The sequence below is a fragment of the Geobacillus sp. C56-T3 genome (assembly GCF_000092445.1).
Taxonomy (GTDB): domain Bacteria; phylum Bacillota; class Bacilli; order Bacillales; family Anoxybacillaceae; genus Geobacillus; species Geobacillus thermoleovorans.
In genome coordinates this window covers 3,373,880-3,394,530 of the sequence record NC_014206.1, presented here as the reverse complement: position 1 = coordinate 3,394,530, position 20,651 = coordinate 3,373,880, and the positions used below count along the sequence as shown (strand labels likewise).

Sequence of the window (20,651 nt, the reverse complement as noted above, 5' to 3'; positions counted from 1 at the left end):
GGGGCTGAAAGCGGAGAAAGGTTGGCGAACACCGCTAAAGCATGAGAGATGGCCGTCCTTGACGTTCGAACACGTTCGGCTTGAAGCGGCAGGGCGATGCAGGCAACAAAGCGCCGGTGACAGCGGGGTGGAATCGAGATGAACATTCGGACGAAGATGCTGCTTTGCTTTACCGTTTTTTTGCTTTTGCTGAACGGAGCAGTGTTTCTTTTGTATCAGACGAGCGAAGAGATGATGAGCGATTATGATCAACGGATGCGCCGATTGCTGTTGCTGAATGAGGTGTCGCAGCGGACGAATCGGATGACCGAACAACTCAATGCGTACGTGTCGGAAAAAGAAGGACGATACGCGCGCGCGTATGAGCGGGAGTTCCGCTGGCTGCAGCAACGCCGCCGGCAGCTCGGCGCCATCTTGCCAGTGCTGTCCGACCGGCTGGCGGCGGAAAACTATGAACATATGATTGAAAGTTTGCTGGAGGAGGCGGCGCTGACGGTCTATCATTTTCAAGCTGGAAATATTGGCTTGTACTCGTCCCACTTGCATGAAACGATGAACATTGCGTCCTTTTTGCAAGAGGAAACGTTAAACTTGATTGACGATGAGCTGACGGCCTACCAACGGCGGTACGATGAAGTGGAGCGGCGCAACCGCTATTTCCGCTATATGGGAATGGGATTGTTTGTCACGACGTTGTTGCTTGGCGCCTTGCTGGCGGTGTTCTTTTCCGGCCACTTAACGAAGCCGATCATTCTTCTCTCGCGCGCTGCCCGATCCATCGCTGACGGGCGGCTGGACGGGCCGGATATTGAGCCGATGACCAACGATGAGCTGCGGCTGTTGACGATCACGTTTAATGACATGCGCCGCAATTTAAAGCAGCTGATTGCGGAGATGAAACAAAAGGCTGAGCTCGACCGGCTGGTGAAGGAGCTGGAACTCAAAAGCTTGCAAAGCCAAATCAATCCGCATTTTTTATTCAATACGCTGAACACGGTTGCGAAGATGGCGTACTTGGAGGACGCCCAGCAAACGTCGCGGCTGATTGAAGCGGTGGCGGCCATTTTGCGCTACAACTTGGGCGATTTGCAGCGGACGGTGACGCTTGCCGATGAGGTGCGCATCGCCCGTGAATATTTCTTCATCCAGCAGACGCGGTTTTTTGATCGGATCAAGTTTTCGTTAGAGGCGGAACCATCTTGCCTCGATCAACCGATTCCGCCGCTCACGTTGCAGCCGCTGATTGAAAATGCGTTCATCCATGGCATTGAGACGTACGAGCAGGGAGCCGAGCTGTCCGTGTCCGTTTTCGCCGAAAACGGGCGGGTCGTTGTGGAAGTGCGCGACAATGGCGTTGGCATGGATGAGCAGGTGAAAGCGGAGCTTGATGCGTTGATCCGCGGCGAAGAACCGCCAGCGCGCCGTGAGCAAGGGCGCGGCCATTCGACCGGCATCGGCTTGCGCAATGTCATTCGCCGGCTGCAGCTGTTTTACGGAGTGATGGATGTGGCCGAAATCGAGTCTGCACCAGGAAAAGGAACGACGGTGCGGTTATGGCTGCCAAGATGGCAAGGGGGGGATGAACGGTGAAAGTGGCGATCGTCGATGATGAAGCGTTGGAGCGAAGAGCGCTTTGCAAAATGATCCATGACCACCTTCCGGACATCGAGGTGGTCGCCGAGGGCGCCAACGGGCGCGAGGCGATTGACATTGCCAAGCAATATCGCCCGGATGTGATGCTTATAGACATCAAAATGCCCGGCCTTGACGGGCTGCAAGCGATCGAAGCGATTCGCCAAGACGGCCTCGATCTGGAATTCATTATTGTGTCGGCGTTTGATTTGTTCGACTATGCGAAACAAGCGATGCGGTTTGGCGTCAAGGAATATTTATTGAAACCGAGCCGGAAGGAGGAGGTCATTTCGGCTTTGGAACGGGTCAGCCAAGAAGTGGCGGCCAAGCGGCGACACGAGGAGAGCAGCCGCCAGCTCGAGGAGCAGATTCGCCGGTTGCAGACGCTTGTGGAAAGCGAATGGCTGTCTGTCCTCATGACAGAAGACGTATCGGCTGATGAGTGGGAGCGGTGGAAGGAACTGCTGCCGTTTTCGATTGCGTCGGGGATGTTCCTCGTCATTCAGTTCCCGGATGCAGGGGTGGCTGACGAATGGAAATCATGGCTGGACAAGCAGCTTAGCGGGAAGGCGCCAACGCGCTATTGGATCGGGCGGATGGCGAACCGGCGCCTGCCGGTCTTGTTTTTCCGCAGCCCAAACGATGGCGAGCCGGCCTGGAAGCCCACCGTCCAGGCATTGGCGCTCGATTTGGCGCGGCAGTTTTCGGCCCGGTACGGCGCCGCGCTGTATATCGGGCTCGGCTCCCCGTTTTCCCGCCTTGACCAACTTCGTTCCTCGTACTATGAGGCGCTGTCGGCCGCTCATTATTACGCCGGCCGGCAAAAAGCACAAGTGGGGTTTCTGCCGGCGGAAGCGACGCGCGCCGGCGGGAAAGCGGAACGGGATAAACAGCTGTTTGAAGCGCTGCGCCTTGGCGACATCGAGCAAGCCCGGATGATTGGCCTCGCGTATATAGAGGAACTGGCCTCTTCTCATTCACTGCCGGCCGCCGGTCGCAAAGCGGAAGAGACCTTTGTGTGGCTCGGGCGTCTTCTATCGGAGCTGGGCATTCGTTATGAGCGGCTCGCTTCCTTTGCTTCCTGCCGGTCGGCGGCAGAATTGAAGCGGGCGGCGCTTGATGAACTGGACCGCATCGCCGCTGATCTCGAGGCTTGGCGCCAGCAGCAAGCGTATGGCAAACTCGGCAAGGCGAAAGACTACATTGACCGCCACTACGCCGAGCCGCTGACGCTTGAGGAGGTGGCGGAACAAGCGGGCATCAGTCCGTACTACTTCAGCAAACTGTTCAAAGAGCATTTTGGCATCACCTTTATCGACTACGTGACGAACGTGCGCATCGAACGGGCGAAAGAAGCGCTGGCTGAGACGGATCAAAGCTTAAAAGAAATTTGTTTTTCAGTCGGCTACAACGATCCCAACTATTTCAGCCGCGTCTTTAAAAAGCAGACCGGCCTGTCGCCGAGCGAATACCGGAAAAAGTGCAGGCGCACTGACAAGGGGAGTGCTGTCTCCAACAAGGAAGGTGCATGGCAAGTCAAAAGGTAAGTCCCGCAGACAAAGCAGGCTGCCCCGCCCTCTTCCGGCGTCTGAAACGAAGCCCGCCCCCTGGATGGGGAGACGGGCTTTTTTGCGCCATTGAAGCGAACTGGCCGTTAGCTGCACCGCTTGCCTGACAGGAGAACGGAAAACAAAAAAGTGAAGAAAAACGCAAAAAAGTGAAGAAATCAAGCCGCCGATTGATGAGCGGCGCATGGTACACTCAACATTGAAAGGGGTTTCAAAAACAAGCGGAAAAGGGGGAAGAACATGAGAAAGAAAGCATCCGCATGGCTGGCGCTTGCGCTTGGAATTGGGATGGCGCTGTCGGGCTGCAGCAGCTCGAACTCTTCATCCGATAACGCCAAACAAGGCAGCCAAAAAGCGGGAGAGAAGCTCGAGATTTTCAGCTGGTGGACCGGAGCCGGTGAGGAAGACGGCTTAAAAGCGCTCATCAAACTGTTCCAAGAAAAATATCCGGATATTAAAGTCGAAAACGCCGCGGTCGCCGGCGGGGCCGGAACGAACGCCAAGGCGGTGTTGGCGAGCCGCATGCAAGGGAACGACCCGCCATCAACGTTCCAAGTGCACGGCGGAGCGGAGCTGAATGAAGGCTGGGTGGCGGCTGGCAAAATGGAGCCGCTCAACGATTTGTATGAAAAAGAAGGCTGGATGGACAAATTCCCGAAAGCGCTTATCGATATGGTAAGCAAAGACGGCAACATTTACTCCGTGCCTGTCAACATTCACCGCGGCAACGTGCTATGGTACAACAAAAAAATCTTCGCCGACAACGGACTCCAGCCGCCGAAAACGTTCGACGAGTTTTTCCAAGTGGCTGACAAGCTGAAAGCAAAAGGCATTACGCCGCTCGCCTTGGGCGACAAAGAGCCGTGGGCGGCAACGCACCTGTTTGAAAACGTGCTGCTTGGCACGCTCGGAACGGAAAACTACAAGAAGCTTTGGACGGGCGAATTGTCGTTTAACGACCCACAAGTGAAACAAGCCGTCGAGACGTTTAAGAAAATGCTTGGCTATATTAACGAAGACCATAGCTCGCGCAACTGGCAAGACGCCGCCCAGCTCGTTGCCGAAGGAAAAGCGGCCATGTACGTGATGGGAGACTGGGTGAAAGGCTATTTTGTCAACGATTTGAAATTGAAGGTGAACCAAGACTTCGGCTATGTGCCGGTGCCGAATACGGAAGGCAAGTTTATGGTCATTACTGATACGTTCGGCCTGCCGAAAGGCGTGAAAAACCCGGATGATGTGAAGAAATTTTTAGCGGTGCTTGGTTCGGTGGAAGGGCAAGATGCGTTTAACCCGCTGAAAGGCTCCATCCCGGCCCGCATCGACGCGGATCCGTCCAAGTACGATGAATACGGCAAACAAACGATGCAAGACTTCAAAACGGCGGAGCTGGCGCCGAGCTTAGCGCACGGTTCAGCAGCGCCGGAAGGGTTTGTCACGAAGGTGAATCAGGCCGTCAACATTTTCGTGACGCAAAAAGATGTGAAGACGTTCATCGACACGTTGGCATCGGCCGCCGCAGAACTGAAGAAGTAATCGGGAAAAGGGGACGGGAGCCATTCTCTTCCCCTTTTCGTCATCATGAGGAGGGATCGTAGTGGAAACGGTCAACATCACGCCAGCCGAGAAGACAGCGGCTGTCCCTATGGTGCGGAAAAAGCGGAAATGGACGGCCGATCATTGGCTGGCAGCGGCGTTTTTGGCGCCGTCGGTCGTACTGATTTTCTTATTTGTGTACGGGTTTATCGGCTGGACGGGGTATGTGTCCTTGAGCAACTGGAATTCGCTCGTTCCGGATTGGTCGTTTGCCGGGTTGAAAAACTATCTGTATTTGTTCCATGATTTCCGCTTCCAGGCCGACTTGCGCAATACGCTTGTGTTTACGGTGTTGTTTATCGCCGCCGTCATTGTGTTGGGACAATTGCTTGCCATTTTGCTTGACCAAAAACTGCGCGGCGAGTCGCTGTTCCGCAACATTTTCTTCTTCCCGATGGCCTTGTCATTTGTCGTCACCGGAGTCGTGTGGCAATGGCTGTTCAACCCGTCAACGGGCGTGAATCTGTTTTTAAAACCGCTTGGCCTTGATGGAAAATGGTATACGGATACGAACATCCTTGGCGGATTCCATTGGGGGAAAATCGAATTTGGCGTTCCTGTCGCCATCGTTGCTGTTGTCGTGGCGGCCGTCTGGCAAATGACCGGATTTGCGGTGGCGATGTATCTCGCCGGCCTGCGCGCCATTCCGGATGAAGTGCGGGAAGCGGCGCGGATGGACGGAGCGACCGAGTTTCAATTGTATTGGAAAATCATTTTGCCGCTGCTGCGGCCGATCACCGTCAGCGTCATCATCATCATGGCCCATATTTCGCTGAAAATTTTCGACTTGATTTACGCCATGACCGGGCCGGGGGCGAACTTTGTCACCGATGTGCCGGGCGTGTACATGTTTGAAACGACGTTCCGCGGCAACTATTACGCCAACGGCGCGGCGATTGCGATCGTGATGCTGCTGTCGGTCGCCATCTTTATCGTTCCGTATCTCATCTCAAGCCGCAAGGGGGGATCGTGATGGCGAGATCCATGTGGGCGCGGCCGTTTTTGTATTTGTTGGCCCTCGTCATGAGCGTGTTTTTCCTGTTGCCGGTGTATGTCATGGTCACAACGAGCTTGAAGCCGCTCGATGAAGTGACATTGGCCGATATGTGGAAGCTGCCGTCAACGATCGATTGGAGCAGCTACGCGACGGCATTTGACAAGCTCGCCCCGAACTTTTGGAATTCGATTTTGCTCGTCGTGCCGGCGACGCTGCTCTCCGCGCTGCTTGGGTCGCTCAACGGCTACGTGCTGTCGAAATGGAAGTTTAAAGGAGCGGATACGCTCTTTACGCTCATTTTGTTCGGCATGTTCATCCCGTATCAAAGCATTCTCATTCCGCTCATCCAGTTTTTGCGCGAAATCGGGCTGTACAACACGATTCCGGGGCTTGTGTTCGTCCATGTCGTCTACGGTATTCCAATTACGACGCTCATGTTCCGCAATTTTTACGCCGCGATACCGGATGAGATGATTGAGTCGGCCAAAATCGACGGCGCGGGGTTTATCCGCATCTTCCGGTACATTATGCTCCCGCTGTCGATCACCGGGTTTGTCGTCGTGGCGATCTGGCAGTTTACGAACATTTGGAACGAGTTTCTGTTCGCCGTGACGATCACGACATCCGACAAACAGCCGATCATGGTCGCCTTGCAAAATTTATCCGGCAGCCAAATTGTCCAATGGAACGTGCAAATGGCAGGCGCCTTGCTCGCCGCACTGCCGACGTTGCTTGTGTACATCTTCCTCGGCAAATACTTCGTCCGCGGCCTGCTTGCCGGTTCGGTGAAGGGGTGAGCCAATCAGCAGTGTAGATCAACAAACCCGGCAGACAATAGAATCGATTGCACTATGTTTCAAAAAGCCGCTGATCAGCGGCTTTTTGTCATTGATGCCCTCTCCTTTTTTCTAGTAAGATAGATACAAGAAAAGAGCAGATGAAGAAAGAGAGGCGTACATATGATCCTAGGAGCCATTGAAGCTGGAGGCACGAAATTTGTCTGCGCCATCGGCGATGAACAGGGGAACATCCATGAACGGGCGGTGTTTCCGACGACGACCCCGGAAGAGACGATGGCGCACGTCATCGACTTTTTCCGTCCGCACCGCATCGAGGCGATTGGCATCGGGTCGTTCGGCCCGGTCGATCTGCGTCCGGATAGTCCAACGTACGGGTACATTACGAGCACGCCGAAACAGGCGTGGGCGCAGTTTGATTTTGTCGGCACAATGAAGCAGCATTTTCCCGTGCCGATCGGCTTTGACACGGATGTCAACGCGGCGGCGCTCGGCGAGCAGCGCTGGGGGGCGGCGCGAGGGCTTGACAGCTGCCTGTACATGACGGTTGGCACCGGCATCGGCGTTGGGGCGATCATCGAAGGCCGCTTGCTGCATGGGCTGCTTCACCCGGAGATGGGCCACATATTGGTCCGCCGCCATCCGGATGACGCGTTTGCCGGCATTTGCCCGTATCATGGCGACTGTTTGGAAGGCATGGCGTCTGGCCCCGCGATTGAGCGGCGCTGGGGGAAAAAGGGAGCGGAATTGGCTGACCGCCATGAAGTATGGGAGCTAGAAGCCTTTTATCTTGCCCAAGCGATCGCCAACTACATCCTCATTTTATCGCCGAAAAAGGTGATCACGGGCGGGGGCGTCATGAAGCAGACGCACGTGCTGCCGCTTGTGCGCCGTCATGTGCAGGAATTGCTTGGCGGCTATATTCAGCACGAAGCGATTCTCGAGAAGATCGATGAGTACATCGTCCTCCCAGGGCTTGGCGACAACGCCGGCATCGCGGGCGCGTTGGCGCTCGCAGCGGCGGCAAATGAATAGCAAGAACGGCCGTCCACCGTCTTCAATCAGGCGGTGGGGCCGTTTTTTTGTTTGAAGGCAGGGATGTTGACTGATTGTTCAACAAATTTAGTCTGGGAAAATGACTATTTGGTCAAAAAATATCGTTTTTGAGTTGCATACCTTTATAACAGTAGTTTATAATCGTTTTGACCAAATGGTCATATGGGATATGGAGGCGAGGACAATGACCGATGTTCGACGGTTGGTGGAATGGCTGCAACAGCGCGGCGTACGGGTTGATTTCGTGAAACCGCGCGCGGTGTTGCCGTCGTATCGGCAATGGATGACAGCGAATGGGAAAGGAATGAGTCGTTGCCATGGATGAACGGCGCGCTCAATTTATTGAGGCGGCAATGAAATTGTTTGCCGAAAAAGGGTATCATGAGACGTCGATTCAAGATTTGGTCGAGGCATGGGGGATTTCCAAAGGAGCGTTTTATCACCATTTCGCCTCGAAGGAAGATTTGTTGCTGGCGGTGCTCCGCTACTACAGCGAAAAAATGGTCGCTGATTTCATGGCGGACGGCGGGGAAGGGACGGAAAAAGAACGGTTTACTCGCCAGCTGGCTGCCCATTTTTCTCACATTCGCGAGTACAAAGACTTTTTGCGTATGATGATGTCGGAGCAATTGCCGAAAGTCAATCCGGAAGTGGAACGGTATATGTTCCGCCAGCATGGGCGCCTTTTTTTATGGTATTGCACCCGTCTGGCGGAGGTGTACGGAGAGGAAGTCGGTCCGTATGTGTATGATGTGGCCATGATGACGAACGGCATCATCCGACAATATTTGTTTTACTTCTTTTTTTGCGAGGAGGCGTTTGACGCGGACGAGGCGGCTCGTTTTCTCGTGCGGCGCATTGATGCGATTGTCGCCAGCTTCACGGCTGATGAGCGCCCGCTTTTGACCGAGGAGTCGTTTGCGCCATGGATGAAACTGGAGGAGCGTGAGCGCGAGCGTCAGCGGGAGCGGCTGGCTTCAGCGTTCGCCGCCGTCCGGGAGGCCGCCAACGGGCTCAATCCGAAGCAGGCGAACGATGTGCTTGAAGCCGTAGCGGTGCTGGAGGAAGAGCTGCTTGGGCGCAATGAGCCGCCGCGCGCCTATATCGTCGAAGCGCTGCTTTTGTATTTGCGGCATCAACAGGCGCCTCGACTTGCGTCGGCTTTGGACGCACTGAGCCAAGAAATGGAAGCGTATCAACGACTCAATGGATGGGAGAGAGGACCATGGAAAAAGCGATAACCGTGCCAGCGAGCACCATTCGTCATCGCCCGTTGCTCATCGCTGGACTGATCATTGCGATGCTCTTTGCAGCGTTGGACGGGACGATTGTCGGAACGGCCATGCCGCGCATCGTCGGGGAACTTGGCGGACTCGGTGTCATGACGTGGTTGACAACGGCGTACATGCTCACGTCAACGACGGTCGTGCCGATCGCCGGCAAGCTCGCCGACTTATTGGGTCGTCGGATTGTCTATGTGAGCGGGTTGGTCATTTTTATGGCTGGTTCCGCGCTTTGCGGCATGGCGAACGATATGACCGAGCTCATCATTTACCGCGGCATTCAAGGACTGGGCGGCGGGATTATGATGCCGATGGCCATGGTCGTCATCGGCGACGTCTTTACCGGCAAGGAGCGGGCGAAATGGCAAGGGGTGTTCGGCGGCTTGTACGGCCTTGCTTCGGTGCTGGGCCCGCAAATCGGCGGCTTTATCGTTGACCATTTGAACTGGCGCTGGGTGTTTTACATCAACTTGCCGGTCGGCATTCTCGCCACGGTGCTGATTGCCATGGGGTTAAGCAAATATAAAGCCGAGGGGCCGGTGAAATTTGACATCGCCGGGATGGCGACGTTGACCGTGGGCGTCGTCAGCCTGCTGTTGGGACTGACGTTTGGCGGCGACCGATATCCGTGGGGGTCGTGGCAAATCATCTCGCTGTTTGCGGCGGCCGTTGTCTTTTTCGCTTTGTTTGTTTGGGCGGAAAAGCGGGCGGAGGAGCCGATCATTCCGCTCTGGCTGTTCCGCAATCGGACGTTTATGCTGCTCAATGGCATCGGCTTTTTTATGAGCGTCGGCATGTTTGGCGCGATTATGTTTGTGCCGTTTTTTATGCAAGGCATTGTCGGTGTGAGCGCCACCCAATCCGGGACGATTATGACACCGATGATGATCACGATGATCATCGGCAGCGTCCTTGGCGGCCGTTTGGTGTACCGAATTGGAGTGAAAACGCAACTCGCCGCCGGCATGATCATTATGGCGTCAGCGTTCGGGCTGCTTGGCACGATGGAGGTTGATACATCAAAATGGACGGCGACGATGTATATGATCATTCTCGGTCTTGGCACAGGGCTCGTGATGCCGATTTTGACGCTCGCCTTGCAAGAAAGCTTCCCGAAATCGGAGCTTGGCGTTGTCACCTCTTCGAGTCAGTTTTTCCGTTCCATTGGCGGGACGTTTGGGATGACGGTGCTTGGCGCCATCATGAACCAACGGTCGAGCGCCTTGCTTGACGAGCGGCTCATGCCAAAGCTCGAAGCGCTGCCGGCGCAAGCGAAAGGGCTTGTCGACCGCTTTGTCGGCATGATCCATGATGATCCGCAAGGGCTGTATTCCGTTCTGCTCACTCCGGAAGCGATGGCCAAGATTCCAGCGCCGCTGCGCGATATGTTCGTGCCGGTGCTGAAGCAGTCGCTTGTCGATTCCCTGCAGGCGGTCTTTTGGTTCGGGCTCGTGTTTATTGCAGTGGGCTTGCTTTTGGTGTTCGGCTTGAAACGGATCGCCTTGTCCGATCGGGCTGAGGCGATGAAGCCGTTGAAGCAGGCAAAAGAGACCGAGTGAAGAAAAAAGGAAATGGCGGACCGCGCCTTTTCAGCGAGAAGGCGGGCCGCCGTTTTTTTGCCGCGACGAACAAACCGCCCCGGAGGTGATAAAGCATGCGGCGGGGGCGGATGGGCGAATGGAAGCAGGCAAGCTCCATGCCTCTCATTTGCCAAGCGATTCATGCATCGCGCATGGCGGTTTTACAGCAGCGTCCTGCAATGGGCGGCTACGGCGCGCCTGCATCCGCGCTTTGGCCGAAGACGCGCGAGCGAGTGAGAAAGCGGACGCCTTCCGGGCCTTCGAGTGAAAACATGCCGCCGCGCCCCGGAACGACATCGATGATGAGCTGCGTATGCTTCCAATATTCGTATTGCGCCTTGGCGATGTAAAACGGGCAGCCGCCGATTTCGCCAAGCAAAACGTCGGAATCGCCGACGATCAACTCGCCGAGCGGGTAGCACATCGGCGAGCTGCCGTCGCAGCAGCCGCCGGATTGATGGAACATGAGCGGCCCGTATTTCGCCTTTAATTTTTCAATCAATTCTAACGCCGCTTCGGTGGCGATGACTTTCGGTTCATCAGGCATTGGATGCACCTCCTTTCGCATCACGGTCAAAGACAGACGCCGGCCTGGCGCAGCTGCGCTGGATTCGTCGAATGGAACGGTTGCTGCGTTGTTTTCCATTCCATCATCAAAAGGCGTTTGCGTGGTTTTGGCGGCAATGGATGCAACAGTGGGCAAAAGGCAGCGCCGACGCGCTGCCTTTTGCTGTGGAAGAGCAGGTGGACCAATGTCAGAACAAGCCAAGTTTTTTCGGCGAATAGCTGACGAGCAAGTTTTTCGTTTGTTGGTAATGCTCAAGCATCATTTTGTGCGTTTCGCGGCCGATGCCGGACATCTTGTAGCCGCCAAATGCCGCATGGGCCGGATAGACGTGATAGCAGTTCGTCCAAACGCGGCCGGCTTGGATGCCGCGGCCGAAGCGGTACGCGGTGTTGATGTCGCGCGTCCAGACGCCGGCGCCAAGGCCGTACAGCGTCTCATTGGCGATCGAAAGCGCTTCGTCGTGATCTTTAAACGTCGTGACCGCGAGCACCGGGCCGAAAATTTCTTCTTGGAAGATGCGCATTTTGTTATGTCCTTTGAAAATCGTCGGCTTGACGTAATAGCCGCCTGCGAGTTCCCCTTCCAGCATGTTCCGTTCGCCGCCGATCAAAAGTTCGGCGCCTTCCTGTTTGCCGATGTCGATGTATGACAAAATTTTCTCGAGTTGCTCGGACGAGGCTTGGGCGCCGATCATTGTTTCCGTATCGAGCGGATTGCCTTGCTTGATTTGCTTGACGCGTTCAAGCGCCCGTTCCATAAAGGCATCGTAAATCGACTCGTGGATGAGGGCGCGCGACGGGCATGTGCACACTTCGCCTTGGTTTAGAGCGAACATCGTAAACCCTTCGAGGGCTTTATCGAGAAACTCGTCATCTTTGTCCATCACATCAGCGAAGAAAATGTTCGGGGACTTGCCGCCAAGCTCAAGCGTGACCGGCACGATGTTTTGCGAGGCGTACTGCATGATGAGCCGTCCGGTCGTCGTTTCACCGGTGAACGCCACTTTCGCCACGCGTGGATTCGAGGCGAGCGGCTTGCCGGCTTCTAAGCCAAAGCCGTTGACGATGTTGACGACGCCAGGCGGAAGCAAATCTTCGATGAGTTTGATGAGAACGAGGATCGACGTCGGCGTTTGCTCCGCCGGTTTCAACACGACGCAGTTGCCGGCCGCGAGCGCTGGCGCGAGTTTCCAGGCCGCCATTAAAATCGGGAAGTTCCACGGGATGATTTGTCCGACGACGCCGAGCGGTTCTTTGAAATGATAGGCGACCGTGTCATGATCGATTTCCGAAATGGTGCCTTCTTGCGCGCGGATGCAGCTGGCGAAATAGCGGAAATGGTCGATGGCGAGCGGAATGTCAGCCGCGAGCGTCTCGCGGATCGGCTTGCCGTTTTCCCACGTTTCGGCGACGGCCAGCATTTCCAAGTTTTCTTCCATCCGATCGGCGATTTTGTTCAGCAAACGGGCGCGCTCCGCTGGAGACGTGCGTCCCCATGCGTCTTTTGCTGCATGGGCGGCGTCAAGCGCCAGTTCGATGTCCGCCGCTTTTGAGCGCGGCACTTCGCAATACGGCTGTCCGGTGATTGGCGTGATATTTTCGAAATACTCGCCGTCGACCGGCGGCACCCATTTGCCGCCAATGAAGTTTTCGTAGCGCTTTTTAAATGTGACAAGCGCGCCTGGCTGGCCTGGTTGTGCGTAGATCATCCCCGATTCCTCCTTCATTTGAGTTTTTTGTATTCGCTTGCAAAGGAAAGAATATTATAAAAATTCTTTCCAATGAATACAATATCATGGCTGGACAATACTGTCAAATCGAAAATGCCAATGCGGCAGTATAGATGGTGATGAGAGGAGGCGCCCCGCCGCTTTTGGGGCACCTTTGGTTGGCTTCAAGGACTTGAATCGACGGTTTGTCCATCAATCGACTTCCAGGCCTTCCAGCCAGCGGCTCGCGTAGACGCTGCAAAGATGGTGGAACACTTCGATCGCCTCGTTCGGATCGGCGGCGAAAAAGACGCTCGCGGCCGTTTCATTTTCTTCGCCGACGAACTCAAGCAAAAAGTCGGTGGCGATCCGGTTGAACAAAAGAAGCGCGCCGTAGGAGCGCTCAAGCTGGCGTTTCCGCTCGAGCGGGTCATCGATGGACAAAAACGGACGCTCATAGCGGGCCGTCATCTCTGACAGTCGGCGCTGGATCTTGCGCTGGGCGTCAGTGAGCATCGCCTCGATCGTCTGTGGCGATAGAAAGGTTTGCTCGCGCAGCATATAGCCCCAAATTTGCTTGAGCGCATGGGCCGATTCGCTCGCAAACGCGATGTTGCCGAGCAGATCGGCAACGTATTGGTCGTCGTCATCGGTTTGAATGCGCAGTTTCATAATGATTTCGAGCACATCGGAATGAATTTTTTCTTTCCGCCATGATTTCGTCAGCTCATGAAGCAAGACGGAAAGCGAGCGTGCCAATTCTTCTTTCGTCATGATCAGCCAGTCCTTTCCCAGCAACATCGTTCCCTTTCTCATTGTATCATGACGGCTGTCTGTATAAAGCAGATCCGTTATTTTTCCGAATTGACGGAGGAAAACGGCGGTTTGGGCGAAGACCGGGAGCCCACCGTTTCATAGACGATGCATAGGTCTGAAAGGGATGTCGCTTCGCTGTCCGCTGCTGGTTATCGAGGTGCCGGTTGCCCAATGAAAAGAGTTGACGTATGATGGAGTCAAAAACGATAGAAACGATTGGGCCGGGCGGCATATGTCTGAAGAGAGGAAAGAAGGCAGCGTCAAAAGTTGGATGAAAACTCCATACAGACGATTCCTTTGAGGATTTAACCTTGACCGCCCCCACTAAAAGCGCGAAAGGTTCGTCAAGGACGACGGGGACAAAAAAGAAGGCAATCGAAAAGCTGTCTTTTCCATCTCCAAATGTTCACTTCGACAATGTTCCGTTGGTCAAAGGTTCGCTTCGTTGAATCCGGAAAGAAAGGAAGGGGAGAGAAGATGAAACCGGTTCGTTTGCGCGGTCATCATTTGCTTTGTGTGCACGGGTTTCGCGGCATGGGCTACAGCCCGTCGTTCGTGGAAAAAATGTGGGAGATCGTAGCCCGCATTCGCGATGAACACGACGATTTCCCGATTGAAGTCGTCGCGGCGCTCGATGAGGCGTGCCTCGCCTGCCCGCATCATGGGGAGACAACGTGTGAAGTCGGCCCGAATTCGGATGCCCACGTCCGTTCGCTTGACGGAAACGTCATTCGCCATTTAGGCTTGGAGCCAGGCAACGTGTATTGGAAGTCCGAACTGATCCGGCGGACGGCGGAACGGGTCAAGCCGGATGATTTGGACGAGTTGTGCCGCAACTGCTCGTGGCTGCCGTACGGCGTCTGCAAAGAAGGAATCGCCAACGTCCGCCGCGGCAATGTGGCGCAAACGTGAGGCAGAGCGGCCGTTTTCGGAAAAATCAAGGAGGAACGATGGAAAAACGGCGCTGCGCTGAACCATCATCCGTTTGTCAAGGCGGGGAGCCTGTTGCAGCGGCATCTGTATATATAGATGCAACGAAGAAGTTTAACATATCCTTGACGGAAAAGCGGTTTGTCCATTTTCGACTGTCGAGGCAAGCCTGTAGCTTGGAAGACCGAACAACCATCCGCTTCACAGACCCATACTGGGGCTGAAAGCGGCGTTGTTCGGTCGCCAGGCAGTCGATCCAATGCTCGGTAAAAGCGGCAAATGGTAAAGCTTCAAATGGCATCTATATGTTTTGAAAAGAGTCATGGCCGGCGATGGCGGCAGTTTTGGACGTTGGCGGAAATTTCTAAAAAATGAATAGTTCCATGGGCGGAAAAATGTGATATGATAAACAATTATAGAGACTTTCGACAGAAAGGGTCATGAACGATGAAAGTAGCCAAATTCGGTGGAAGTTCGGTGGCGAGCGCTGCACAATTCCGTAAAGTGGCCGACATCGTCAGCTCGGATATCGAGCGCCGCATCGTCGTCGTGTCGGCGCCGGGGAAACGGTACAAGGACGATGTGAAAGTGACCGATATGCTCATCCAGCTGGCCGAACAAGTTGTGGCTGGCGAGCCGCATGAGGAAACAATGGAAGCGATCGTGAAGCGGTATGCTGACATCGCCAATGAGCTGGGGCTGGAAGCAAACGGCTTTTTGGCCGAGCTTGTCGATGACTTGCAGTCGAAAATCAGCGCCTATCGAAGCGAGCCGCCTCGGTTGTTTGACGCCATTAAAGCGAGCGGCGAAGACCATAACGCAAGGCTCATGGCGCTCTATCTGCAAGATTGCGGGCTTGAGGCGAGCTACGTCAGCCCGCTTGAAGCCGGCATTATCGTCACCGATGAGCCGGGCAACGCCCAAGTGCTTCCGGAGTCGTATGACAAACTGAAGCAGCTGCGCGAACGGCGCGGCGTTTTGGTCATCCCAGGATTTTTCGGCTATTCCCGATCGGGCCATATCGTCACGTTCCCGCGCGGCGGGTCGGATATTACGGGCTCGATCGTCGCCGCGGGCGTCAAAGCGGACGTGTACGAAAACTTTACCGACGTCGATTCGATTTATTGCGTCAACCCGTCGATCGTCGCCGATGCCCGCAAGCTGAAAGAAATCACGTACCGCGAGATGCGTGAGCTGTCGTATTCCGGATTTTCCGTCTTTCATGACGAGGCGCTCGAGCCGGTCTATCGCGCCGGCATTCCCGTTTGCGTAAAAAACACAAACAACCCGGCCGCTCCAGGCACGTGGATCGTCGCCAAGCGCAACCATATCGACGAACCGGTCGCCGGCATTGCGAGCGACACTGGCTTTTGCAGCATCAACATCAGCAAATACTTAATGAACCGTGAGATTGGCTTTGGCCGGCGCGTGCTGCAAATTTTAGAAGACGAAGGCATCTCCTACGAACATACGCCGTCCGGCATCGACAACATGTCGATCATTTTGCGGGCGGATCAGCTCGCGGATGGAAAAGATGAGCGCATCCTCGCCCGCATCCGCGAAGAGCTTGCCGTCGATGAGGTGACGATTGAGTACGGCTTGGCGCTCATTATGGTCGTCGGCGAAGGAATGGAAAAAACGATCGGGATGGCGGCGAAAGCCACGACTGCGCTCGCTGACGCCAACATCAACTTGGAGATGATCAACCAAGGTTCGTCCGAAGTGAGCATGATGTTCGGCGTCAAAGAAGAAGTCGTCAACGAGGCGGTTCGCGCCTTGTACAACGCCTACTTTCAACAGGCAACCGTAAGTCACCTTTCCTAACGCGAAACAGGCGTCCGAAACTCGGGCGCCTATTCTTATGAACCGAGAAGCCCCCACTTTCACGCGATCAGCCGAAGGGGGGAATGAATCAGCGTCTTCCATCATGGATGTTCCCCAACGCCGCTCAAAATATCTTGAAAGAAGGACTTCGTTGGAACAGCCAAATCACAGGGACAGACGGGGGATGGTCTGGCTGGCAGTCTGCCTTATGGCAGGTGTTCCCGAGAATCTTCCATCTCTAAGCGTTTGCGTAAATGGGAGAGCGTTCAAGCGCTCTAAGTCGAGCTTTCTTCTTTTTTCGCTGGTTGGCGTACATAAGAGCGGCATGTTCGGAAAATACTACCAATGTACGTCAAAGAAAGCGGAAGGGAGGAAGAACGAATGCGGCAATGGCTAGGAATGGCGGTGCTTGTCGCTGTTTTCGCTTCGTTTCCGGCTGGGGCGGCGGCCATCAGCCGAAGCGAGCTTGAGCAGTACGCCAAGAGCGTCGGCTGGACAGTGAGCGACTTGTTGGACTATTTGGACCGATACGGCTTGACAGCCGCCGATTTTCGCACCATGGATGAGATGAAACAATGGCTCGGCACGCCCATCACTGACGAGCGGCTTCATGCCGTTCTGCGCCGGCACGGACTGACGGTCGAGGAGCTCGAGGCGCTGCTTGGCCAGTTTGGCGAAACGGTGCAAGACTACACATTTGTCGAAGACTTAGACCGGGCCATCCGTTTTTACTCGCAGCACAACGCCGCCATGCAGCAAATCAACGACTTGCTTGGGGCCATTGGGATGACGGAACAAGAAGTGCGCGCCCTCACCCGCCATATGGCCTCGCTTGACGACCCACAGTTGGCTGGGCGGCTGGCGGCGCTTCGTGAGCGGCTGCGCCCGTTTGCGGAGACGGAAGGGCCGTTTACGGAAACAGAGCGCCGCAAACTGCGGGCGATATGGGAAGAGGGGCTTCGCTTGCTTGAACTTGAGGCGGACGAGCCGGACATAAAGGCGGCCGGAGCGGAGCCGATCCGCATTCGATTGTACAACCGCCAAGGCGAGGAGGTCGCCGATATCGCCATAACGCGGGAGATGTTGACATCAGGCTACATCGTCCGCGCGGGGGAGAAAGGCATTGACGCCGGGCTGCTCGCTGTAGAGATGAAAGGAAAGATGTATGGGGAAAAACTGCCGGAGACGGCGGCGCCGTATTTGACCTATACGTTGGCCGGACTGATGCTCGCTTCCGCCGGGTTCCTTCTTTACCGGCGGGTCGGGCGGCTGAAAGGGTGAAGGGACGTGAAGCGCAAGCTAGCACGGGTTTCGTGGAAGCGCCGGGCCGCCCAATGGGCGGCGCTGGCGGCGATCGTCATCGGGGCGGCGACGGCCGGTTGGAACGGCTATTGGTACACCGTCGGCTGGATGGCGGTCAAGCGGGATGCTCCTGCGCCTTCCTCACCGCCGGCCGCAAGCCTTCCAGCGGAACGTTCGGGGCAAAAAGACGCACCGCTCGGCGCCTGCCTTGGCGAACTTGCCATTCCGAAGCTCGGGGCGGCGATTCCCGTGTATGAAGGCGTCCGCGAACAAGAATTGCGCCGAGGTGTCGGCCATTATCCGGCGAGCGATTGGCCGGGGGGACGAGGGCATGTCGTGTTGTCCGGGCACCGCGATACTGTGTTCCGCCGCTTTGGCGAGCTTGAGATCGGCGATGCGCTCGTCATTCGGACGGATCGCGCCGCCATCCATTACCGCATCGTCAACATCCGCATCGTCGATGACGACGACCGGACCGTTTTGGTGGAGAAAGCGCGCCCAACGCTGACGGTGACAACGTGCTACCCGTTTCGCCTCATCGGCCGCGCCCCGAAACGCTGCATCGTCACCGCCCGCCCGGTTCGGGTTGATGCCCTGGCGTTTCCAAGAGGATGATCCACTTGCCTGCAGGAAGGCAAACAAAAAGGCTGGAAAGTGCGCTCTCCAGCCTTTTACCTTTTCCGTTCCTGCGGCGCCTTGGCATCGATTCGCTCATGCATTTGCTGGCGAAACTCTTGAAGCAGCGCCTCGCCTTGCAGCCCTTTCTTGACAAGGCCGGCCAGCACGACTTCCGCCAAATGGGTGCGCCGCGGGATCATCAGCCCTTCCATCAAGACGCTGATGTGGCCGTTCATTTTCGTGATCGAACGGACGGCGACGAGCATATTGGCCGGGTCGTTGCTTGTGTGGGTGATCGTCACTTGCAGTTGAAACTCTGGACGCCGCTGCAAGCTCACAAACATTGGCTCATAGTCGTCATCCAAATACGCCTCCACGAGCCAGCGGTTTTGCCCGTCTTCTTTGTTGATGATCAACCCGTCAATAAAGGGGATGTCTTGGCGGTGCATGTCGTCATCGATGACCGAGAGCCCGACAAGCTTGAACGTTTTCATCTCGTCCACCTCGTTACCGTTGTCTTATCCAAGATTATAGCACAGGCGGACGAGGGAAGAAAAACGGGATGCCGCCCCTGCTGCTGAAAAACGATCTGCATTTTTTTCCGCCAGATGGCAAAAAAGCCATTTTGCCCCGCCATTGTCGACGAAGATTTCGCCTTTTTCGCTGGATTGTATCTATAGAGTGCGCAAAAAAATGCAAAAATCGCGATTTTACGACCCAAAACGAGATTCGTTATCATAAAGGTGCGGTGGAGGAAAGGGGGGATGCGCCAACACATGATCAACCAAGTCGTGTTGGTCGGCCGGTTGACGAAAGATCCCGAGCTTCGCTACACGGCCGAAGGGGCTGCCGTCGCGACTGTCACGCTGGCGGTGGCGAGAAATTTCCGCAACGCGGAAGGGGGGATTGACGCCGATTTCGTTCCATGCGTTTTATGGCGGAAAACAGCGGAACATACCGCCAATTATTGCCGAAAAGGATCGATGGTGGCGGTGACGGGGAGAATCCAAACGCGCCGCTACGATAAAAAAGACGGTCAACGCGTCTATGTCACCGAAGTCGTCGCGGAGTCCGTCCAATTTCTCCACTCCGGAAAGAAACCAGAATGGCCGGAGCACGTATAGTCGTTTCCCCATACATGCCTTTCAAAGCGAATCCCCAAGAGAAAGAACGTGTCCCCAAACACTCCCCCAACGGATGGCGCTAGCACGTCGTTGTTAGCGCTTTTTTCAGCATGAGGGGAGCTAAATGAGCTCGGAGCACTCTTTTACGATTGTCATGATCATCGTTTCGACATGTTTTCGCTTTTTATCCGGCAGCTTCGCGAGCGCGTACACCGCTTCGCTCATCTCTTGGTTATGAAGCAAGTAGTCCAACGCCGCGAGCACCGTTTCGTGCACGTCCGCCGTTCCGTACATGTCCGTCACTTCGCGCAACAGCTCGCGCTGGCGCGTTTCGCCGCCAAGCAAAAAATCGGCACTGATGTTGAATAATTGGCAAAGTTTTTCAAGCGACTGCACATCCGGAAGCAAGCTGCCGTTTTCCCATTTGCTGATTTGCGAACGCGATACATTCAGCTGCTCGGCCAGCTGTTCCTGTGTCCAGCGCCGTTGTTTTCGCAGCTGTTTGAGCGTTTCTCCTAAGTTTGCCATCGTTCGTCACCACGCTTTTCATCATTACTCTTTAAAGATAGAAAAGCGTGGAGCTAATGGTTGTTCCTTTTTCACTCATTCCCATCTTTGTTTCTAAATCAGAACGGATTTGTCCGTAATTTCATCGTTCGGCCTCTTTTTTTGCCCAGGAAGGACATAGTACAATTAGTTAAAAATGGGAAATTATGAGCCAAAAAGAGGGGGTCAAGGTGAATATCTATCTTGCCGATTTTGTCATTTGTGAACGAAACGGGGAGAAGCACGCCCAAAACATGTACCATATCTATATTAAGGAAATGAAAAATCCGTTTTCCGTGCGGCTGAAAACGATCGCCCCCGCCAGTTTCACCGATTCGCTGCGCTCGCTGAAAAACGAAGGTGGGCGGATGCGTTTTGCATCGGAAGGCGAGGCGCTGTTCCGCACGATCACCTGCTCAAAGGAAGCTCAGCTCTATTTTGTATTTAAATGCACGAGCCAGCTTTACATGTTTATCGTCAAGCTTGATCTTCGCCAAAAAAAGTTTACCGTCGCCCTTTATGAGTGGAACGAACCGAGGCAAAAATACATCCCGATCCGCGCAGATGAATGGCTGGCGATGGAAAAACAGCTCATTTATGAAGTGCTGCAGTCGATTTACCTTGTCGATGACCGGCATGTATCGCACTTGTTCGCCAATCTGTCGCGTCCGAAACGGGGAACACCCCATTCCGGTTCATGATCTTC

At 55.1% G+C, this 20,651-nt stretch carries 20 protein-coding genes; 15 read left to right on the top strand and 5 right to left on the bottom strand.

What is annotated here, in order from left to right; translation table 11 throughout:
• Window positions 1–138: 138 nt before the first annotated feature.
• From GC56T3_RS16800 to GC56T3_RS16760, 9 genes are all read left to right on the top strand, one after another.
• On the top strand, window positions 139–1,590 hold the full coding sequence (locus tag GC56T3_RS16800) for a sensor histidine kinase (RefSeq protein WP_013146502.1): 1,452 nt from the start codon (window positions 139–141) through the stop codon (window positions 1,588–1,590).
• Entirely contained in the window at window positions 1,587–3,179 is a 1,593-nt protein-coding gene (locus GC56T3_RS16795; RefSeq protein ID WP_013146501.1) for a response regulator transcription factor, read from the top strand. The genes GC56T3_RS16800 and GC56T3_RS16795 overlap by 4 nt, the downstream gene beginning before the upstream one ends.
• 261 nt (window positions 3,180–3,440) lie before the next feature.
• A complete protein-coding gene (locus GC56T3_RS16790) occupies window positions 3,441–4,736 on the top strand; it encodes an ABC transporter substrate-binding protein (protein WP_013146500.1) in 1,296 nt (431 codons plus the stop codon).
• A gap of 61 nt (window positions 4,737–4,797) precedes the next feature.
• Window positions 4,798–5,769 carry a carbohydrate ABC transporter permease gene (locus tag GC56T3_RS16785; protein WP_013146499.1) on the top strand — a complete coding sequence of 324 codons (972 nt, stop codon included), beginning with the start codon at window positions 4,798–4,800 and terminating at the stop codon, window positions 5,767–5,769.
• Complete coding sequence (locus tag GC56T3_RS16780; protein WP_013146498.1) at window positions 5,769–6,590, top strand: carbohydrate ABC transporter permease; 822 nt, start codon at window positions 5,769–5,771, stop codon at window positions 6,588–6,590. Before GC56T3_RS16785 ends, GC56T3_RS16780 begins: the two co-directional genes overlap by 1 nt.
• 162 nt (window positions 6,591–6,752) lie before the next feature.
• The gene (locus tag GC56T3_RS16775; RefSeq protein ID WP_013146497.1) at window positions 6,753–7,625 is read left to right on the top strand and encodes an ROK family protein; all 873 of its coding nucleotides are present in this window, start codon (window positions 6,753–6,755) and stop codon (window positions 7,623–7,625) included.
• A 205-nt stretch (window positions 7,626–7,830) separates the two neighbouring features.
• Window positions 7,831–7,971 carry a hypothetical protein gene (locus tag GC56T3_RS19760; protein WP_013146496.1) on the top strand — a complete coding sequence of 47 codons (141 nt, stop codon included), beginning with the start codon at window positions 7,831–7,833 and terminating at the stop codon, window positions 7,969–7,971.
• A complete protein-coding gene (locus tag GC56T3_RS16765) occupies window positions 7,964–8,887 on the top strand; it encodes a TetR/AcrR family transcriptional regulator (RefSeq protein ID WP_013146495.1) in 924 nt (307 codons plus the stop codon). Before GC56T3_RS19760 ends, GC56T3_RS16765 begins: the two co-directional genes overlap by 8 nt.
• Window positions 8,872–10,488, top strand: a complete 1,617-nt coding sequence (locus GC56T3_RS16760) for an MDR family MFS transporter (RefSeq protein ID WP_013146494.1) — start codon at window positions 8,872–8,874, stop codon at window positions 10,486–10,488. Before GC56T3_RS16765 ends, GC56T3_RS16760 begins: the two co-directional genes overlap by 16 nt.
• A 208-nt stretch (window positions 10,489–10,696) precedes the next feature.
• On the opposite strand, the gene GC56T3_RS16755 is transcribed toward GC56T3_RS16760, so the two are convergent.
• The 3 genes from GC56T3_RS16755 to GC56T3_RS16745 form a co-directional block, all read right to left on the bottom strand.
• Window positions 10,697–11,056, bottom strand: coding sequence for a DUF779 domain-containing protein (locus GC56T3_RS16755; protein WP_013146493.1), 360 nt, complete (start codon window positions 11,054–11,056; stop codon window positions 10,697–10,699).
• 208 nt (window positions 11,057–11,264) lie between these two features.
• Window positions 11,265–12,785, bottom strand: coding sequence for an aldehyde dehydrogenase (gene adh / locus GC56T3_RS16750; RefSeq protein ID WP_013146492.1), 1,521 nt, complete (start codon window positions 12,783–12,785; stop codon window positions 11,265–11,267).
• A gap of 213 nt (window positions 12,786–12,998) precedes the next feature.
• Window positions 12,999–13,586, bottom strand: a complete 588-nt coding sequence (locus GC56T3_RS16745; protein WP_013146491.1) for a hypothetical protein — start codon at window positions 13,584–13,586, stop codon at window positions 12,999–13,001.
• Window positions 13,587–14,078: 492 nt separating this feature from the next.
• Between GC56T3_RS16745 and GC56T3_RS16740 the strand changes: the two genes are divergently transcribed.
• The 4 genes from GC56T3_RS16740 to GC56T3_RS16720 all read left to right on the top strand — a co-directional run bounded on the left by GC56T3_RS16740 (window position 14,079) and on the right by GC56T3_RS16720 (window position 18,272).
• On the top strand, window positions 14,079–14,513 hold the full coding sequence (locus GC56T3_RS16740; protein WP_013146490.1) for a DUF1284 domain-containing protein: 435 nt from the start codon (window positions 14,079–14,081) through the stop codon (window positions 14,511–14,513).
• Window positions 14,514–14,978: 465 nt separating this feature from the next.
• Entirely contained in the window at window positions 14,979–16,355 is a 1,377-nt protein-coding gene (locus GC56T3_RS16735; protein WP_013146488.1) for an aspartate kinase, read from the top strand.
• A gap of 381 nt (window positions 16,356–16,736) precedes the next feature.
• On the top strand, window positions 16,737–17,636 hold the full coding sequence (locus GC56T3_RS16725; RefSeq protein WP_013146487.1) for a processed acidic surface protein: 900 nt from the start codon (window positions 16,737–16,739) through the stop codon (window positions 17,634–17,636).
• 6 nt (window positions 17,637–17,642) lie between these two features.
• A complete protein-coding gene (locus tag GC56T3_RS16720) occupies window positions 17,643–18,272 on the top strand; it encodes a class D sortase (RefSeq protein ID WP_013146486.1) in 630 nt (209 codons plus the stop codon).
• 56 nt (window positions 18,273–18,328) lie between these two features.
• Here the strand turns inward: GC56T3_RS16720 and GC56T3_RS16715 are convergent, their stop codons facing one another.
• Window positions 18,329–18,769: a YwpF-like family protein gene (locus GC56T3_RS16715; RefSeq protein ID WP_013146485.1), complete on the bottom strand. Its 441-nt coding sequence runs from the start codon at window positions 18,767–18,769 to the stop codon at window positions 18,329–18,331.
• Window positions 18,770–19,039: 270 nt separating this feature from the next.
• Between GC56T3_RS16715 and ssb the strand changes: the two genes are divergently transcribed.
• The gene (gene ssb / locus GC56T3_RS16710) at window positions 19,040–19,399 is read left to right on the top strand and encodes a single-stranded DNA-binding protein (RefSeq protein WP_011232661.1); all 360 of its coding nucleotides are present in this window, start codon (window positions 19,040–19,042) and stop codon (window positions 19,397–19,399) included.
• Window positions 19,400–19,519: 120 nt separating this feature from the next.
• Here the strand turns inward: ssb and GC56T3_RS16705 are convergent, their stop codons facing one another.
• Window positions 19,520–19,927 carry a helix-turn-helix domain-containing protein gene (locus GC56T3_RS16705; protein WP_013146484.1) on the bottom strand — a complete coding sequence of 136 codons (408 nt, stop codon included), beginning with the start codon at window positions 19,925–19,927 and terminating at the stop codon, window positions 19,520–19,522.
• Window positions 19,928–20,136: 209 nt separating this feature from the next.
• On the opposite strand from GC56T3_RS16705, the gene GC56T3_RS16700 reads away from it, so the two are divergent.
• On the top strand, window positions 20,137–20,646 hold the full coding sequence (locus GC56T3_RS16700; RefSeq protein WP_013146483.1) for a hypothetical protein: 510 nt from the start codon (window positions 20,137–20,139) through the stop codon (window positions 20,644–20,646).
• Window positions 20,647–20,651: the final 5 nt, after the last annotated feature.

Excerpts from the sequence above, each read along its gene's own strand:
- GC56T3_RS16800 (WP_013146502.1), top strand. The coding sequence starts at position 139 with ATGAACATTCGGACGAAGATGCTGCTTTGCTTTACCGTTTTTTTGCTT.
- GC56T3_RS16790 (WP_013146500.1), top strand. The coding sequence starts at position 3,441 with ATGAGAAAGAAAGCATCCGCATGGCTGGCGCTTGCGCTTGGAATTGGG.
- GC56T3_RS16780 (WP_013146498.1), top strand. The coding sequence starts at position 5,769 with ATGGCGAGATCCATGTGGGCGCGGCCGTTTTTGTATTTGTTGGCCCTC.
- GC56T3_RS16775 (WP_013146497.1), top strand. The coding sequence starts at position 6,753 with ATGATCCTAGGAGCCATTGAAGCTGGAGGCACGAAATTTGTCTGCGCC.
- GC56T3_RS19760 (WP_013146496.1), top strand. The coding sequence starts at position 7,831 with ATGACCGATGTTCGACGGTTGGTGGAATGGCTGCAACAGCGCGGCGTA.
- GC56T3_RS16765 (WP_013146495.1), top strand. The coding sequence starts at position 7,964 with ATGGATGAACGGCGCGCTCAATTTATTGAGGCGGCAATGAAATTGTTT.
- GC56T3_RS16760 (WP_013146494.1), top strand. The coding sequence starts at position 8,872 with ATGGAAAAAGCGATAACCGTGCCAGCGAGCACCATTCGTCATCGCCCG.
- GC56T3_RS16755 (WP_013146493.1), bottom strand. The coding sequence starts at position 11,056 with ATGCCTGATGAACCGAAAGTCATCGCCACCGAAGCGGCGTTAGAATTG.
- adh (WP_013146492.1), bottom strand. The coding sequence starts at position 12,785 with ATGATCTACGCACAACCAGGCCAGCCAGGCGCGCTTGTCACATTTAAA.
- GC56T3_RS16745 (WP_013146491.1), bottom strand. The coding sequence starts at position 13,586 with ATGTTGCTGGGAAAGGACTGGCTGATCATGACGAAAGAAGAATTGGCA.
- GC56T3_RS16740 (WP_013146490.1), top strand. The coding sequence starts at position 14,079 with ATGAAACCGGTTCGTTTGCGCGGTCATCATTTGCTTTGTGTGCACGGG.
- GC56T3_RS16735 (WP_013146488.1), top strand. The coding sequence starts at position 14,979 with ATGAAAGTAGCCAAATTCGGTGGAAGTTCGGTGGCGAGCGCTGCACAA.
- GC56T3_RS16725 (WP_013146487.1), top strand. The coding sequence starts at position 16,737 with ATGCGGCAATGGCTAGGAATGGCGGTGCTTGTCGCTGTTTTCGCTTCG.
- GC56T3_RS16715 (WP_013146485.1), bottom strand. The coding sequence starts at position 18,769 with ATGAAAACGTTCAAGCTTGTCGGGCTCTCGGTCATCGATGACGACATG.
- ssb (WP_011232661.1), top strand. The coding sequence starts at position 19,040 with ATGCGCCAACACATGATCAACCAAGTCGTGTTGGTCGGCCGGTTGACG.
- GC56T3_RS16705 (WP_013146484.1), bottom strand. The coding sequence starts at position 19,927 with ATGGCAAACTTAGGAGAAACGCTCAAACAGCTGCGAAAACAACGGCGC.